The sequence below is a fragment of the Streptosporangium sp. NPDC051022 genome, assembly GCF_040683035.1.
GTDB lineage: Bacteria > Actinomycetota > Actinomycetes > Streptosporangiales > Streptosporangiaceae > Streptosporangium.
Genome location: NZ_JBFBCF010000014.1, coordinates 111,967 through 127,075 on the forward strand (window position 1 = coordinate 111,967; position 15,109 = coordinate 127,075).

Genomic DNA, 15,109 nt, shown 5'->3' on the forward strand with positions numbered 1-15,109 from the left:
ACAAGTGGGTCGCAAGTCAGGACGTCTGGAATGCCACGCTCCGCACGAACCTGTTGGCCAGTGTGCTGTCACATGTGCCCGGCGCGCAGAAATAGATCATAAGAGCGGGTTCGCCGGGCCGTTCGACCGCCCATCCCGTGAAGTCCAGTTTGCCGCCGCGCTGCGGATCGGTGATCGACCCCTCGATCCGTACGGCGGCCTGCCCGCCCACCCGCACCTGGACCACCTCGGAGAAGACGTTGACCGTGCCCGGCAGCGAGGACTGCAGGGTCTCCTGCAACTGCTGGGCCCCGCTCCGGGGGTCGAGGGTCGCGAGGGTCTGCGCGTAGAGACCGGTGGCCTTCTCGGGGGTGTTCTTGATGATCTCGTTCACGTTCGCCCAGTCGGCGGTGACCGGCGTGCCGAACAGCGCGTCGAACTCCTCCGCCTTGGGCGACGTCACCACGAACACGTCGGCGTGCGCCCGCAGGACCCAGCCTCCGGGGTGCTCGAAGGCGACCGGCACGGCGGACGAGCCCGCGTAGGGCACCCACGCGTCACCGCCCCGCAGGAGCGTGGCGAGGAGCGCGACCAGCGCGACGACGGCCGCGATCGCCACGCCCGCGCCGATGAGGATGCGCGAGGCCCCCGGCCTGGACCCGCCCTTCTTCCCGGCCTTTCCGGTCTTCCCGGTCTTCCCCTCGCTCTTCGCCTTCGGGGCGTCCTGGGAGGACCGCGTCGACGGGGCGGACTGGGCGCCCTGGGAGAGGTGGTAGGACTGGCCGCTGATCGCGTCGCGCAGTTCGGCGACGAACCGCGTGCAGGTCTCGTAGCGCTGCTCGGGCGCCTTGGCCAGCGCCCGCGCCATGACGCCGTCGACCTCGAGCGGAAGCTCGGGCCTGAGCGTGGTGAGCGGCGTGGGCGCCTCGGCCAGGTGCGCCCACAGCAGCGCGATCTCGTTGTCGCGCTGGAACGGCAGCCGCCCGGCGAGCGCCTCGTAGACCACGCAGGCCAGGCCGTACTGGTCGCAGCGGCCGTCGATGCGCTCCTTGTTGATCTGCTCGGGCGACATGTAGCGCGGGGTGCCGATGAACTGGTCGGTCTGGGTCAGCCCGGAGATCGAGGTGCGGTGCTTGGTGATGCCGAAGTCGGTGAGGTAGGCGTGGTCGCCCTCGGTGTGGCCCGCGATCAGGATGTTGGCGGGCTTGACGTCGCGGTGGATCAGGTCGTGCGCGTGCGCGGTGTCCAGCGCGGCGGCCACCTGGGCGAAGATCCGGCTGACCTGGCTGACCTGCATCGGCCCCCGGTCGTAGAACAGGCGGCGCAGGTCGGGGCCGTCGACGTAGCGCATCGCGATGTAGAGCGTCCCGTCCTCGGCGGAGTCGGCCTCGTAGATCGGGATGATGTTGGGGTGGTCGATGCTCGCGACCGTCCGCGACTCCAGGACGAAGCGCTGGCGGAAGCGGTCGTCCTCGCCGAGCAGCGGGTTGAGGATCTTCAACGCGACCCGGCGGTTCAGCCGGGGGTCGACGGCGAGGTAGACCACGGCCATGCCGCCCTTGCCGATGAGGTCCTCGATGTAGTAGCCGGCCACCTCCTGGCCGATCAGAGCTCTGTCGTTCACTGCCATCACGTCTCGGAGGGGTGGCCACAGTAGCCGCAGAAACGATGCGCGGGGCCCAGCCGCATTCCGCAGGCGGTGCAGTACTTCTGGACGACGGCGTCCGCTGGCCTGGCCCCGCTCTCCCACGCCGCCGGAGCGACCCCGGCCTCACGCGCGCCCGTGGTGACCCCGGTCTCACGCAGGCCCGGGACGGTCCCGCCGTCCCGTGCCCCCGGAGCGGTCCCGCCGTCCCGGACGGCCGGTTCGGCGCCGGGGTCCCGCGCGACCAGCACGGGCCGGCCCGGCGAGGTGGACGAGGAGGTCACCCTGGGCAGCGCGGGGAAGGAACGGCCGACCACCACCGTGGGATCGGCCGGCCCGTCGAGCGGCAGCGCCGCGGGAGGCGGCCCGGAGAGCGGGCCTGGAGCCTCGGAACGGTTCCGCTCCCCGGAGCGGTCCGGCTCGGGCTCCTCCTCGGGGGCGTCGTCCTCGGCGGCGTCCCTCCTCCTCCACAGCAGGAACGCTCCAGCCAGCACGGCCAGCACCAGCAGGGCGCCACCGGCGACGAAGGGCCACAGCGGAAGCCCGGCACCGCCGCCGCTCGCGGCGTCCGCCTTCTTCGCCCCCTCGTCCTCTGCGGTGCCGCGCTTCTGCTGGGCGGTCCTCAGGTGCGCGGCCGCCACGGTGTGCCCGGGATAGAGGTCGAGGACCCGCTGGAAGGCGGGGACCGCGTCGCCGTAGTAGTGGGTGTGGAAGCGGGTCAGCGCCTGCTCGAAGGCGGCGTCGATCGGACCGCGCCTGGGCACGACCTTGGCCTCGGCCAGCGCCTTGGTGACCTCCCGGATCCCGATCATCCGGCCGTCCTTGCCGCCGCCGACCAGCAGCCCGACGACCTCGCCCTTCTTGTCCTCGATCACCGGGCCGCCGAGCAGGCCCCTGTCGACCAGCGCGCCCACCTTCTGCGGTTCGTCGACCTTGTTCTCCGGGTCTCCGAACCCGCGTCCGTTCTCGCCCGCGCCCCCGCCCTTCAGGTGGGCGATCTCCACGGTCTCCGGCAGGTTCACCGCGGGCCGTCCGGTGAACCCGGCGACCTCGACCGGCGAGACCTCCTTGCCGGGCACCTGGGCGGCGAGCGGCGCCGTCGGCAGCCCGGCGCTGCCGTCGGCACGCCCGACGGGCATCAGCACGGCGGGGCTGTCGGGCCGGTCCCCGGAGCGGACGATCTCGGCCTTGAACCCCTCCTTGTCCGGCGGGGAGATGTTGGGGAAGACGCGGATCTCGGTGGTGACGTCGACGATGCAGGTGGCGGTCGGCTGCTTGGGCGGGTAGCACTCCTGCAGGTGGTGGTTGAGCAGGTGGTCCTTGAGCGTGTGCCGCTCGAAGTCGTCGGGGATCTTGACCTTGTGGTGCTCGGCGAAGATCTTGTTGGCGGCGTACACCGCGATGTCCTTGTCGTTCTTGACCACCCGGGTGAGGGTGACGACGCCGCCCTCGGGGTTGACGACGGTCCCGCTGCCGCTGCCGATCGGCACCTCGTAGCTGCGTTCCACGTGAACCAGCTCGCCGATGTGGTCCAGCAGGGTGATGTCGACCCGCGCCGTGGCCTCGACCCTGACGACCGCGGGGGTCACCAGGTCGGTGATTCCGCTGGGATGCTCGTGGGCGAGGGCAGGGGTCGTCGCGGCGGTCGCCAGAGTGAGACCGCCGAGGAGCGCCAGAGCCAAGCCGAACCGCCGCATCGCCACTCCATGTGGGGGGATTAGGACAAGCGTGGCAACCGTATTGCAGAAGTCAATAGCGGTGCATGCAGACAAGCGCTTGGTAAGGAAACAAGTCCCACTTGATGAGTGAATACGATGGAAAACCCGGTGGACAGAGCGGTCGCGACACGAGGATCAACCGACAAAACGAACATATCGGACAGCTCGTGAATTCCACCGGACGGGCCCCGCACCGGGGTCTCGTCACCCTCTCCGGCCATTCCGGCCGTACGTTCCGCCGACGGAAGTCGCGCGATACGGCCCCGGCCGCGCGGCCCCGCGCCCCGGTCAACCGCGGGGGCGGATCAGCACGGCGGGATCGAAGCTCACCTCGAACGGGGCGAGCAGGCCAGCCACCCTGCCCGCCTCGTGCTTGCCCACCGGTTTGTAGTCGTCTCCCACCAGTTCGTGGACGTGCAGGCAGGGGCCGCCGGACAGCTCGACCCGCCAGTACAGCTCGATTCCCGCCTCCGCGTACGCCGACCGCTTCATGTGCCGGTCGCGCATCCGGGTGGCGGGACTGACGACCTCGACCGCCATCAGGACGTCGTCCGGCGTGAACATCAGCTCCGTCTCCGCGACGGCCTCCGTGTGCACCACGACGAGATCGGGGATGAAGAAGTCGTGGGGGCCTACCCGGAGGTTCACCTCCGGAAGCGGTTCGAACTCCGGCGGCGCGGCGTCTTCGAGAATCCTCAGAAGACGGGCGATCGCACGCTGATGCAGGGGGGTCGGAGAGGGACTCACCAGTAGGCTCCCAGTGAAGAGCTCGTAGCGGTTCCCGTCGTCGGGGAACTCGAGCAGGTCGTCGACGGTGAACGGCGGCTCTCCTGGAAGAACCGTCCGCCTGGTCGTCGGCCCTGCCGTCGGCTCTTTCGTCGCCATCGCGGTCACCCACCCAGTATCGGGAGTCTCGCCTCCGTCCACATGCTACTTCCCGCAATTCCCTAACTTGAAGTAGTCGAGGCATCACGGTTCGCCCACTCGTGGGCGCCTCGCCGTACGGCGTCGTGGACCGCGCGGGCGATGCGCGCGCCCCACGTCGAGCGGGGGCCGCCGAACAGCTCGCGCGGTCCCTCCTCCCGCACGGCCACGCACACCGCGTCCGAGGCGGTGCCCGTACAGGGGAACCCCTCCTCGATCAGCGCCTGGGACTTGGCCTCGGTCACCGTCATGACGGCGTTGACCAGGGCCGCGTCGGTCATCGCGACCGGGAGCGTGACGACGATGTTGATCGTGCCGGGCAGATACACGGGGGCCAGCTCGGGGTCGGGGACGCCGTCGGGGGCCGCGGCCCAGGTGGGGACGCGCAGGCCCACGGTCGCCACCGCCTCCGCTCCCCCGTCGGACGCCCGGGTGAAGCGGTCGACCGCGGCCGCCGTCAGCATGCCGACGCCGGGTCCGGGCGGGGCCATCTCCAGCAGGTGCTCCACCGGGTCCATCCGCGAGTAGCCGCCGGGCACCTGGGCGTTGAGCACCCACCCGACGGGGCCGATGCCGCCGCCGACCATCGCCGAGGAGATCGCCCGCCGGCCGGGGCCGAACTCCCACAGCAGCGAGGCCAGCCTGGCCCCGTCCTCCTCGCGGTGGCTCAGCGTCATCGCCCGCCGGCGGGAAAGATCGTCCCGGCTCTCGTCACGGCGGTTCGGCTTCAGGTACAAGGGCGCTCCAGGTGGACCTCGGGTCTGCCGCCCGCGCCGGTCACGACGCGGACGCGGGCGTCGAAATGCTCCGCGATCAGTTTCTCGGTGAGCACGTCGGCCGGCACGCCGGACGCCGCCGCCCCGCCGCCCGCGACGAGCATCATCGAGTCGGCGTACTGCCCCGCGAGGCTCAGGTCGTGCAGGGTCGTGACGACGGTCAGCCCGTCGGCCAGCCGGAGCCGGTCGACGAGCTCCAGGACCTGCTGCTGGTGCCCCAGATCCAGGGCGGTGGTCGGCTCGTCGAGCAGGAGCACCGGGGCCTGCTGCGTCAGCGCCCTGGCCAGCACGACCCGCTGGCGCTCACCGCCCGACAGGTGACCGAGCAGACGGGAGGCGAACGAGGACAGGCCGAGCCGTTCCAGCACCGAGGCGGTCACCTCCCGATCCCGGCGGCTCTCGCGGCCCAGATGGGAGATGTACGGCGTGCGGCCCAGCAGGGTGTAGTCGAAGACGGTCATGTCGGCGGGAAGCACCGGGGACTGCGGGGCGTAGGCGAGCAGACGGGCCCGCTCCCTGGGCTTGAGCGCGCGCACCGGCGTGCCGTCGACGAGCACCTCCCCCGAGTACGGGAGCACCCCGGCCAGCGCCTTGAGCAGGGTGGACTTGCCCGCGCCGTTGGCCCCGATCACGGCGAGCCAGTCGCCGCCGCCCACCGCGAGCCCGACGCCCGACAGCACGGTCCGCGTCCCGCGGACGACGGTGAGGTCCCTCACCTCGACGCGGCTCACGTGTCCACCCGCCTGGTCAGGCGCAGCACGGCCACGAAGAACGGCGCGCCGACGAAGGCGGTGACCACCCCGATGGGCAGCTCCGCCGGGGCGATCACGGTGCGGGCGATCAGGTCGGCCAGGACCAGGAAGGCGGCACCGCCGACCAGCGAGAGCGGGAGCACGACGCGGTAGGACCCCCCGGCCAGGCGGCGGACCACGTGCGGGACCACGATGCCGACGAAGCCGATCAGCCCGCTGACCGCGACGGCCGAGGCGGTCGCCAGGGAGGCGGCCAGCAGCACGACGAGCCGGACCCGGGCGACGTCGACGCCGAGACCCGCCGCCTCGTCGTCGCCGACCGACAGGACGTCCAGCAGCCTGCCGTACAGCAGCATGACCACCACCGAGACCAGGGCGTACGGCACGACCAGCCTGACCTGCTCCCAGCCACCGCCGACGTTGCCCAGGATCCAGCCGTAGACCCGCTGGAGTTCCTCCACGTTGAGCTGTTGCAGGAAGGTCTGGATCGCGGTGAGGAAGGAGGTGACGGCCACGCCCGCGAGGACCAGCGTGGCTGTGCCGCCGCGCAGGCCCGCGACGTTGCCCAGCGCGTAGGCGAGCAGCACGCCGCCGATGGCCCCGGCGAACGCGGCGACCGGGATGAGGAGCGTGTTGCCGTCGCCCCTGGCGAACACGATCGCCGCCGTGGTCGCCAGCCCCGCTCCCGCGGCGGCGCCCAGCAGGTAGGGGTCGGCCAGCGGGTTGCGGAACACCCCCTGGTATCCGGCGCCCGCGCAGGCCAGCAGGCCGCCGACGATCGCGGCGAGCAGGACCCTGGGCAGCCGGAGCTCGAACAGCAGCCCCTTCTCGACCGGTGCCAGTCCCGAGTCGACCGAGACGAAGGGCAGCCAGTCGAGCAGTTGCAGCGCCACCTTCTGCGGCTCGATGCCCGCCGCGCCGATCAGCAGGGCCGCGAACATGCTCGCCAGCAGGACGCAGGAGGCCGCGACCGCCACCGGCGGGCGGAGCCCGGTCGCCCGCGGCGGACGGAACCCGGCCGCCCGGGGCTCGGCGCCACCGCCGGGCGGGGGTGACGGGTCACCCCCGGGCCGAGGTGCCGGATCGCCACCGAGCGAGGCCTCGGGGCGGGAGAGGTCGGTCACTTAGCTGGTCGCGGCTTTCTTGACGGCGGCGCCGACCTGCTCGGCGAGGTCGGCGACCCGGGGCCCCCAGCGGGAGGCGATGTCGTCGTCGAGGAGGACGACCTGGTCGTTCTTGATCGCGGAGAGGCCGGACCAGCCGGGACGTTTGGCCAGGGTCTCCTTCGACTGGCCGCAGCACTTGGTGTCGGCCAGGAAGACGAGGTCCGGGTCGGCCTTGGCGACGAACTCGGCCGACAGCTTGGGATAGCCGCCCGCCGCCTCGGGGGCCTTGTCGGCGATGTTGGTCAGGCCGAACAGGCCGTAGACCTGGCCGATGAAGGTGGTGGACGTGACCGAGTAGGGGGTGCTGTCCAGCTCGTGGTAGTAGGTGAGCTTCTTGTCCCGGGGCGCGGCGGCGGCCAGCGTCTCGATCCGCTCCTTCATGCCGGTGACCACCTCATCGGCCTTGGCCTGGTTGCCGGTGGCCGCGCCGAGGTCGGCGATCTGGTCGTAGGCGTCGTCGAACTTGGTCGCGGCGGGTTCGAGCAGCACCGGCACGCCGAGCGTGCCCAGCTTGGCGACGACGCCGTCGATGTCGTTGGCGAGCACGATCAGGTCGGGCTTCTGGGCGACGATCGCCTCGACGTTCGGCTTGAAGCCGGACAGGCTGCTCTTGGGCGCCTCCGCCGGGTAGTTGGACTGGTCGTCGACCGCGACGACCTGGGCGCCCGCGCCGACGGCGAAGAGGCTCTCGGTGGCGGTCGGTGACAGCGAGACGATCCGTTCGGGCCTCTTCGGGACGACGACGGGACCGTTGCCCGCCTGCACCGTGACGGGGAAGCCCGCGGCCCCTGTGGATCCCGGGGATCCTGCCGTGGACGCCGAGGAGGGCGCCGGCGACGTCGCGGTCGCGTCCTGGGGGGCGGTGGAACTCTGACCGCATCCGGCCAGGGTCAGCACACCGAGCAGCACGCCGATGAGGGCGGGAGGTACGGGCCTCACGCGGGGGTCCTTTCGGTCATCGGAACAGAGAGACCCGTGAAGGGACGGGGTCACCCTTTCCACGAGGGTCGACGACGTCGGCACGGCGGAAGGCGACCTGGCTCGATCCTGAGGATCATGACAGTTGCGGGACAGCGCCGGACTCACACCGGACTTCGCTACGCGCCGTGCGTCGGATAAACGTTATCAATCCCCCCTGAGCAGCCCACGTCAAGGTTTGGACACGGGGCCTTCACCCCGCGTCACGGGCCTTTCCGCCCGGTGCCCGTACCTCCGGAGGGGCGTGGGAAGCCGCGGGGGCGGGGCGGGGGTTCGTGAAGGTGGAGGTGTCAGCCGAGGTGTCGTTCGGCCGCGGCGATGATCTCCTGCAGGCGCAGGCCGTGCGCGGCGTCGAGGGGGTGGCCGCCGCCGTGCTCGACGGTCTCGGCGAACTCGGCGAGCATCACGGCGAAGACGTCGGAGCCGAGCCGGTCGCCCTCGAGGCGCTGGTGGCCGAGACGGCCGTAGATGTCCACGTGGGAGGGCGGTGTCTCACCGGGCACGCTCATGCACAGCGAGGCCTCGCTGATCGCGCCCGTCTCGTGTTCCAGCAGCAGGCCGACCCATCCCCTCGGGTTACCGTGGGCGCGTACGCCGACGACACGGCCGAGCGCGGCGTCCAGCATGTCGATCATGTGCGGGCCGACGTCGAGGATCGCGCCGTGCTCCAGCCGCCACGGGGAAGTGAAGTCGCCCAGCAGGGCCCCGGAGACGTTGGCCGCGTGACCGCCGAACGGTTCGAGGGCCGAGACCCTGGCCAGGAACGCCCTGGTCGCCTCCGAGTATCGCCAGGTGAGAACCATCTGGGAGGGCACGCCCGCCTCGGCGACCGCGCCGGCCAGCCGCCGGGCCCCGTCCAGGTCGGCGGCGAGCGGTTTCTCCAGCAGCAGCGCCTTGCCCGCCTTGGCGGCGAGCACGCCGAGCTCGGCCTGTACGGCGGGCGGCACCGAGAACGCGACCGCCTCGCAGTTGTCGAACAGCTCCTCGACGCGCTTGAAGACCGGGACGCCGAATCTGGCGGCGGCCTCGGGGCGCCGGGCCCACACGCCCACCAGGCGCGTGTCCGGTCCGGCGGCCAGCATCGGCGCGTGCACCATCTCCGCCCACGGCCCCGCGCCCACCAAACCCACGGATATCGTCACCGCCCCAGCTTCTCACGCCTCCGTCACCCGATCGCGCGCTCGGGCCGTACCCGGACCGCGCCCCGGGCACGGCGTTCCGGAGCCCTTCGCGGGGAGCGGCGCGCGAGGACGTGGAGGGAACCCGTGAGGCATCGGCCGGGCGGCGCGGGCCGTACCGGCATGATGGGTTCCCTATGGACGAGATGATTCTGCTGCGGCACGGCGAGACCGAGTGGAGCAGGGACGGGCGCCACACCGGGCGTACCGATCTGCGGCTGACCGGCAGGGGCGAGGACCAGGCGCGGGCTCTCGCGCCGCTGGTCAAGGGCAGGTCCTTCGGCCTGACCCTGGTCAGCCCCGCCCGGCGGGCCCGCCGTACGGCCGAGCTCGCCGGGCTGGACGCCTACGAGGTCGACCCGGACCTGTGGGAGTGGGACTACGGCGGCTACGAGGGCATCACGACCCCGGAGATCCGGCGGACGCGTCCCGGCTGGCACCTGTGGCGTGACGGAGTCATCCCAGGTGACGCCGAGCATCCCGGCGAGAGAGCGGAGGAGGTCGCCGCGCGCGCCGACCGGGTGATCGCCAGGGCTCGCGCCGCCGACGGCGAAGTCGTCGCGGTCGCCCACGGTCACTTCCTGCGGGTGCTGTGCGCCCGGTGGCTCGGCCTGCCTCCGCAGGACGGCCGTCTCTTCCGCCTGGACACCGGCACCTACTCCCGGCTGGGCTTCGAACACGGTGAGCCGGTCGTGCTCACCTGGAACGCTCCCGCCTGAGGGCGCGTGCCGCCCGGCCGGGTGTCCGGCGCGGAAGCGGGCGCCCGGTCCGGGACCGAGCCGGGCCCGGAGTCCGGATCCGGGTCCCGGGGATCGGGACCGGATCGTTCAGACGGCTGTGACGCCGGGTCGTGGACCGCGGCCCGTCAGCCACTCGAGGACCCCTCGGTGACCGCGGCGGGCTTCCTCGAAGTGGTTCCACCGCCAGTAACGGGGCTGGTCGCGTACTCCGGTGACCCATGTGCGGTAGGACACCGGAGTGGTCGCACCGTCGCCTGTGGCCTGTGAGGCGACGCCATATGTGCGGATCACAACGCGACCGCCCGGTGCGAACAGCACGTCGTCGGCCACGGGATACAGGGTCATCTGGTCGAACACGGCTTGGGCCCCCATTCGCTGGCTGACCCAAACTCTTCCCTGCCGACCCGCTCCCCGAGTTACGTCACCGGCGCGCGGAGGTTAACCAGGCGCGCCTGATGTAAAAACGGCGTTACACCGTAAGGCTGTCGAACTCCCCGTCCTTCACCCCGAGCACCAGCGCGCGGATCTCGTCGCGGGTGTAAATCAGTGCCGGCCCCCCGGGAAAACGGGAGTTCCGGACCGCGATACTGCCATCGGGCAGTTCGGCCAGCTCGACGCAGTTGCCCGTCGAGTTGCTGTGACGACTCTTACGCCAACTCGCCCCGGCCAGGTCCGTGGCGGGCATGCCGTTGTAGGTGTGCTTCATTTAGATCTCTCTGAGAAGGTCGCCGAGGATCTCGGCGGTGCCCCCAGGCGTGGTGCTTTCCACGCACAGCTGCTCCATGGCCGTGAGGTATGGATCGATGTCCTCACGCTTGTCCAGGTAGAGGGCACCCCAGAGCTGCTCGACATAAACGACGTCCGACAGGTCGGACTCGGGAAACCGCAAGATGCTGAACGCACCACCCTCGGCTGCGTGCATACCGAACCGGAAGGGCATCACCTGGATGGTGATGTTAGGCAGCGCGGCCACCTCCAGCAGGTGCTGGAGCTGCTCGCGCATGATCTCCCGTCCTCCGATCGGGCGCTTCAGGGCCGCCTCGTCGATGACCGCCCACAGGCGTGGGCCGTTCTTCTTCGTCAGACGCTCCTGACGTTGCATGCGCATGTGCACGCGACGATCGATGTCCGCCTCCGGCACGTCCGGGTAGCCCAACCGGATCACGGTGCGCGCGTAGGCGGCCGTCTGCAGCAGGCCGGGAACGAACTGCACCTCATAGGTGCGGATCACGTTCGCCGCCTCCTCCAGCCCCACGTAGGTGGTGAACCAGTTCGGCAGGAGATCGCCGTACTTGTGCCACCAGCCGGGGGTGTTCGCCTCGCGGACCATCTCCAGCAGGCCGCGCCGTTCTGCGTCATCGAGCACGCCGTACAGGGTGAGCAGATCTTCCACGTCCCGTGTCTTGAAACCGACACGGCCCAGCTCCATCCGGCTGATCTTGGACTCCGAGGCGCGGATGTGGAATCCGGCCACCTCACGCGGTAGTCCCTTCTCCTCACGCAACCGGCGCAGGCTTGCGCCGAGCATGATGCGCCGAACGGTGGAACCGGTACCGGGCGGGTCCATGGACACGTGGCTGCTCCTCGCTCGCTTTCCTGATCGACAGTCTGTCACTTCGCGGCACAAGATTCCCCAGCCGCGGACAAGATCCCCTTTCTGTCTCGATTGCCGAATTCAGGGGTAACCGTAGCGGTTGCACACACCTTATGCACGTGCATTCGCTCTTGCACCTGCACGGGAGTTTGCACCATGATGATCGCTGTGCAGTCCGCCCAAACCGCGCTCTCCCGAACCTCCTGGACGGCGCTCGACTGGTGGCCCCCCGTCGGCTGGTGGCCCGACGCGGCCCGTGATCTCCTCTCCGGATCCACGGCCATGGCCAGCGCCACATTCGTGCTTCCCCCGCAGGCCGAGTCGGTCCACTCCGCCCGCAGCTTCGCGACGGGGACGCTCATCGGCTGGAAGCTCAGCGAGTTGACCGAGAACATGGAGCTCGTCGTCTCGGAACTGGCTACCAACGCCTTCAGACACGGCCTGCGACTGGCCGAGTCACGCGCCAAGGAGCCGATCAGGCTGTCCCTGCTGCGCCGGGGTGGCATGGTCGCCTGCGCGTTGAACGACCCGGGATCGGGCTTCCCCGCGCTGCGCGATCCGTCACCCCTGGACATCGGCGGGCTCGGACTGCACATCGTCGAGTCGCTGAGCCTGCGCTGGGGCTGGGCGCCCCTGGCCCCCTACGGAAAGATCGTCTGGGCGATCCTCCGGTAGCCTCCCCCGGCTTCCCGGCCCGCCAGCGGCCTCCCCGGTCCTCCGGCCGCCCCTGCGCTCCACGGCGGTGCCGGTGTCCGTGCGACGGCCCGCCCCCGGTCCCGTCCCGCCGACGGCCCGTCTCCGGCTGCGACGTCCCCGTGACGCGCCGCCGCGCGGACGCGGGCACCGCCGCGCGGACGCACGGCCACAGATCCTCCCCGGAAGGCGCCGCCTCTTCCCCTCATATGGCGCCGATCGGTCACCGGGGCCGCCACGTACCCCCGCGGGCGGCCCCGGGACCGGTCAAACCCCGGAGAACATCACCGGAACCGGTAGCATTCTGCGCGGTGCATCCCGTCAGAGATGCCCTCTGCATTACCGTGGATGTTTATGGCTCACGGAGAGTCCCCGCGCGAGATTCCTGCAGAGAGCTGCGAGATGGACGATCACCTGCTCGGCTGGTTGAAAACCCTCGACGAAGAACGCCTCACCCGGGTTCTGGCCAACAGACCGGACGCCATCGCCCCGCCGTGGCCGCGCCGCCTGGACACCCTGGCACAGCGCCTGGGCAACGGGTTCGCGGTGATATCGGTCATGCGCGGCCTTCCGCTGCCCGCGTTGGAGATCGCGCAGGCCGCGCTGGCCCTGGGCGACCGGATCGACATCGAGGCGCTGGCCCGGTTCATGGGCGTGCCCGAGGCCGAGGTGGCCCCCTGGATCGGCCTGCTGTTCGACCACGCCCTGGCCTGGCCCGACGACGAGGGGCTCATCCGGATCTCCGGCGGCGTCGCCCGCTGGTGGACGGCTCCGTGCGGGCTCGGCGAGCCGCTCCCCCACTACCTGAACTCCTGGACCGTCAGCGCCGACGCCCTGCGCGCCCTCGCCAGGACACTCGGCCTTCCGCACGGCCCCAAACGTCACACGATCACCAAGGCCACCGAGATGCTCTCCGATCCCGGGCGGCTGGCCGCCATGCTCGACCGGGCCCCGAAGGGGACGAGGCGGCTGCTCGAGGAGTTCGCCTGGGACGGCCCGGTCCGCGACGTCGACGGCGGCCGGTTCGTGCTGCCCGGGTCCCCCGAGAAGTGGGCCGGCGATCGCGGGCTGCTCTTCCGGCCGAACTGGAACACCGCCGAGATGCCCCGGGAGGTGGCGCTCGCGCTGCGCGGCCCCGACTACCACCCGCCGTTCACCCCGCACCCGCCCGACCTGGCGACCGTCCCGGTGGATCCCGAGGCCGTCGACCACCTGATGACGCTGGCCGCCCCGCACGTGGTCGAGCGCTGCGCCGCGATGCTGGAGAACACCGCCAAGATCCCGCTGCCGCTGCTGAAGGCGGGCGGGGTGGGCGTGCGCGAGGTGCGCAGGCTGGCCAGGGACACCGGGTGCGACGAGGACGAGGCCCGGCTGTTGCTGGAGATCTGCGCGGTGGCCCGGCTGCTGGCCTGGGACGACTCGGCGGGCGGGCTGGTGCCGACCGAGAAGTTCGACCGCTGGCGGCTGGACGACGCGGCGGCCAGGCTGCGGGTGCTGCTGTCGGCGTGGTGGCGGATGGAACGCTCGTCGCTGCGCAGGACCGACGGCAAGTACGGCACGGTGCTCGGCGACGATCCGGCCGGGGCCATGGTCGCCCGGGCCAGACGGGCGGTGCTCGGCGTGCTGGCGCGCCTGCCCGCCAGCACGGCGTGCGCCGACCCGGACGGGCTGATCGGGTCCGCCCACTGGCACGCCCCGCTGCTCGACCAGCCGCTTCTGGCCGAGTGCGCCCCGGCCGTGCTGGAGGAGGGCCGGATGCTCGGGCTGGTCGCCTACGACACGATCACCGACCTGGGCCGCGCCCTCGCCGCCCTGGAGACCGCCGGGGACGAGAACGACGACTCCACGCCGGTCGTGGAGAACGACCCGGTGCTGGTCGAGTGCTCGACCCGGGCGCTGGCCAGCGTACGGCGGAGCGCGCTGTTCGGCGCCGACCTCACCGCGGTGGTGACCGGCCCGCCCTCGGCCGAGCTGGCCGGGCTCCTCGACCGGGCCGCCGACCGCGAGTCCAGGGGCGCCGCCTCGGTGTGGCGGTTCAGCCCGGTGAGCGTGCGCAGGGCGATGGACACGGGCTGCACCGCGGACGACCTGCTGGCCGAACTCGCCGAGGTGGGCACGGTGCCGCAGCCGCTGGAGTACCTCGTGCGCGACGTCGCCAGACGGCACGGCGAGGTCACCGTGACCACGGTCGCCTGCATCGTGCAGGCCTCCGATCCGACGCTGCTGGCCGAGATCGCCGGGCACCGGCGCCTGGCCAGGCTGGGCCTGCGGCTGCTCGCCCCGACCGTGCTCGCCAGTGCCCTCCCCGCGGACAAGACCCTCGCCGCGCTCAGGGAGAACGGCTACGCCCCGGTTCCCGTCGAGGACACCGGGGAGATCACCGTCCGCCGCGCCCGGATCGAGGAGCCCCAGAACGGGCGGCTGATCCTGCTGCCGGGCGGTCGCGTGGCCGAGTTCGAGCAGCCGCCGTATCCGCTGTTCGAGGCGCCGCCCGACCCGCGCGAGCACGCCCAGCGGCTGCTCTCCACGGAAGGCGGCTCCCAGCAGAACGGCAGGACGTGGGCGGTGATCGGCCGGATGGCCTCCCGGCTGCCGACCGCCCAGCAGTCGCTGCTCGGGTTCGTGGTCGACCGGGGCGTGCGGGCGGCGATCACGCTGACCGACGGCCTGACCGCGACCATCAGCCACGGCGAGCTGCGCAGCGGCGTGCTCGACGCCTGGTGCGAGGAGGCGGGAGACTACCTGGAGTTCCCGCTGGCCGACATCGTCGAGGTCAGAGGGGCCTACGTCTGACCTCACCGCCGGAAGGTCGACCGGCCACGCACCGCCCACCCGCGCCGCTCAGGCCGCACCACCGCTCGCCGTACCGGCGCCGGAGGGATCGCGGACACGATGAAGGACATCCGCCCCCGGACACAGGGGGTGACAGTACAGCCGGACCCGGACCGGTCCCAGGATCGGCATCT

Annotated in this window: 14 protein-coding genes and 1 riboswitch; of the genes, 3 read left to right on the forward strand and 11 right to left on the reverse strand. The window is 71.5% G+C overall.

The features are described 5' to 3' along the window. Window positions 1–16 precede the first annotated feature (16 nt). The 8 genes from AB0N02_RS23080 to AB0N02_RS23115 all read right to left on the reverse strand — a co-directional run bounded on the left by AB0N02_RS23080 (window position 17) and on the right by AB0N02_RS23115 (window position 9,080). Window positions 17–1,609, reverse strand: coding sequence for a serine/threonine-protein kinase (locus tag AB0N02_RS23080; protein WP_363949983.1), 1,593 nt, complete (start codon window positions 1,607–1,609; stop codon window positions 17–19). Beyond that, window positions 1,609–3,321 (reverse strand): zinc ribbon domain-containing protein, encoded by a 1,713-nt coding sequence (locus AB0N02_RS23085; RefSeq protein ID WP_363949985.1) that lies wholly within the window; start codon window positions 3,319–3,321, stop codon window positions 1,609–1,611. The genes AB0N02_RS23080 and AB0N02_RS23085 overlap by 1 nt, the downstream gene beginning before the upstream one ends. Window positions 3,322–3,630: 309 nt before the next feature. After that, window positions 3,631–4,227: a Uma2 family endonuclease gene (locus AB0N02_RS23090; RefSeq protein ID WP_363949988.1), complete on the reverse strand. Its 597-nt coding sequence runs from the start codon at window positions 4,225–4,227 to the stop codon at window positions 3,631–3,633. A 62-nt stretch (window positions 4,228–4,289) separates the two neighbouring features. Then, a complete protein-coding gene (locus tag AB0N02_RS23095; protein WP_363950210.1) occupies window positions 4,290–4,943 on the reverse strand; it encodes an adenosylcobinamide amidohydrolase in 654 nt (217 codons plus the stop codon). Between the two features lie 50 nt (window positions 4,944–4,993). Next, window positions 4,994–5,773: an ABC transporter ATP-binding protein gene (locus AB0N02_RS23100; protein WP_363949991.1), complete on the reverse strand. Its 780-nt coding sequence runs from the start codon at window positions 5,771–5,773 to the stop codon at window positions 4,994–4,996. Next, a complete protein-coding gene (locus AB0N02_RS23105) occupies window positions 5,770–6,735 on the reverse strand; it encodes an iron ABC transporter permease (RefSeq protein ID WP_363950213.1) in 966 nt (321 codons plus the stop codon). The genes AB0N02_RS23100 and AB0N02_RS23105 overlap by 4 nt, the downstream gene beginning before the upstream one ends. A 183-nt stretch (window positions 6,736–6,918) precedes the next feature. Beyond that, window positions 6,919–7,899, reverse strand: a complete 981-nt coding sequence (locus AB0N02_RS23110; RefSeq protein ID WP_363949994.1) for an ABC transporter substrate-binding protein — start codon at window positions 7,897–7,899, stop codon at window positions 6,919–6,921. A 45-nt stretch (window positions 7,900–7,944) separates the two neighbouring features. Further along, window positions 7,945–8,085: riboswitch (adenosylcobalamin (AdoCbl) riboswitch) on the reverse strand. Between the two features lie 143 nt (window positions 8,086–8,228). Further along, complete coding sequence (locus tag AB0N02_RS23115; RefSeq protein WP_363949996.1) at window positions 8,229–9,080, reverse strand: Gfo/Idh/MocA family oxidoreductase; 852 nt, start codon at window positions 9,078–9,080, stop codon at window positions 8,229–8,231. Between the two features lie 173 nt (window positions 9,081–9,253). Between AB0N02_RS23115 and AB0N02_RS23120 the strand changes: the two genes are divergently transcribed. Further along, window positions 9,254–9,835 carry a histidine phosphatase family protein gene (locus AB0N02_RS23120; protein ID WP_363949999.1) on the forward strand — a complete coding sequence of 194 codons (582 nt, stop codon included), beginning with the start codon at window positions 9,254–9,256 and terminating at the stop codon, window positions 9,833–9,835. Between the two features lie 108 nt (window positions 9,836–9,943). Here the strand turns inward: AB0N02_RS23120 and AB0N02_RS23125 are convergent, their stop codons facing one another. From AB0N02_RS23125 to AB0N02_RS23135, 3 genes are all read right to left on the reverse strand, one after another. Continuing rightward, window positions 9,944–10,213 carry a hypothetical protein gene (locus AB0N02_RS23125; protein ID WP_363950002.1) on the reverse strand — a complete coding sequence of 90 codons (270 nt, stop codon included), beginning with the start codon at window positions 10,211–10,213 and terminating at the stop codon, window positions 9,944–9,946. A 112-nt stretch (window positions 10,214–10,325) separates the two neighbouring features. Next, window positions 10,326–10,562 carry a DUF397 domain-containing protein gene (locus AB0N02_RS23130; RefSeq protein WP_271218725.1) on the reverse strand — a complete coding sequence of 79 codons (237 nt, stop codon included), beginning with the start codon at window positions 10,560–10,562 and terminating at the stop codon, window positions 10,326–10,328. Further along, the gene (locus tag AB0N02_RS23135) at window positions 10,563–11,384 is read right to left on the reverse strand and encodes a helix-turn-helix transcriptional regulator (protein WP_363950005.1); all 822 of its coding nucleotides are present in this window, start codon (window positions 11,382–11,384) and stop codon (window positions 10,563–10,565) included. 225 nt (window positions 11,385–11,609) lie between these two features. Here AB0N02_RS23135 and AB0N02_RS23140 point away from each other — a divergent pair, with 225 nt between their 5' ends. Then, window positions 11,610–12,125, forward strand: a complete 516-nt coding sequence (locus tag AB0N02_RS23140) for an ATP-binding protein (RefSeq protein ID WP_363950216.1) — start codon at window positions 11,610–11,612, stop codon at window positions 12,123–12,125. A 420-nt stretch (window positions 12,126–12,545) separates the two neighbouring features. Further along, window positions 12,546–14,936 carry a helicase-associated domain-containing protein gene (locus AB0N02_RS23145; RefSeq protein WP_363950008.1) on the forward strand — a complete coding sequence of 797 codons (2,391 nt, stop codon included), beginning with the start codon at window positions 12,546–12,548 and terminating at the stop codon, window positions 14,934–14,936. The last annotated feature ends 173 nt before the right edge of the window (window positions 14,937–15,109 follow it).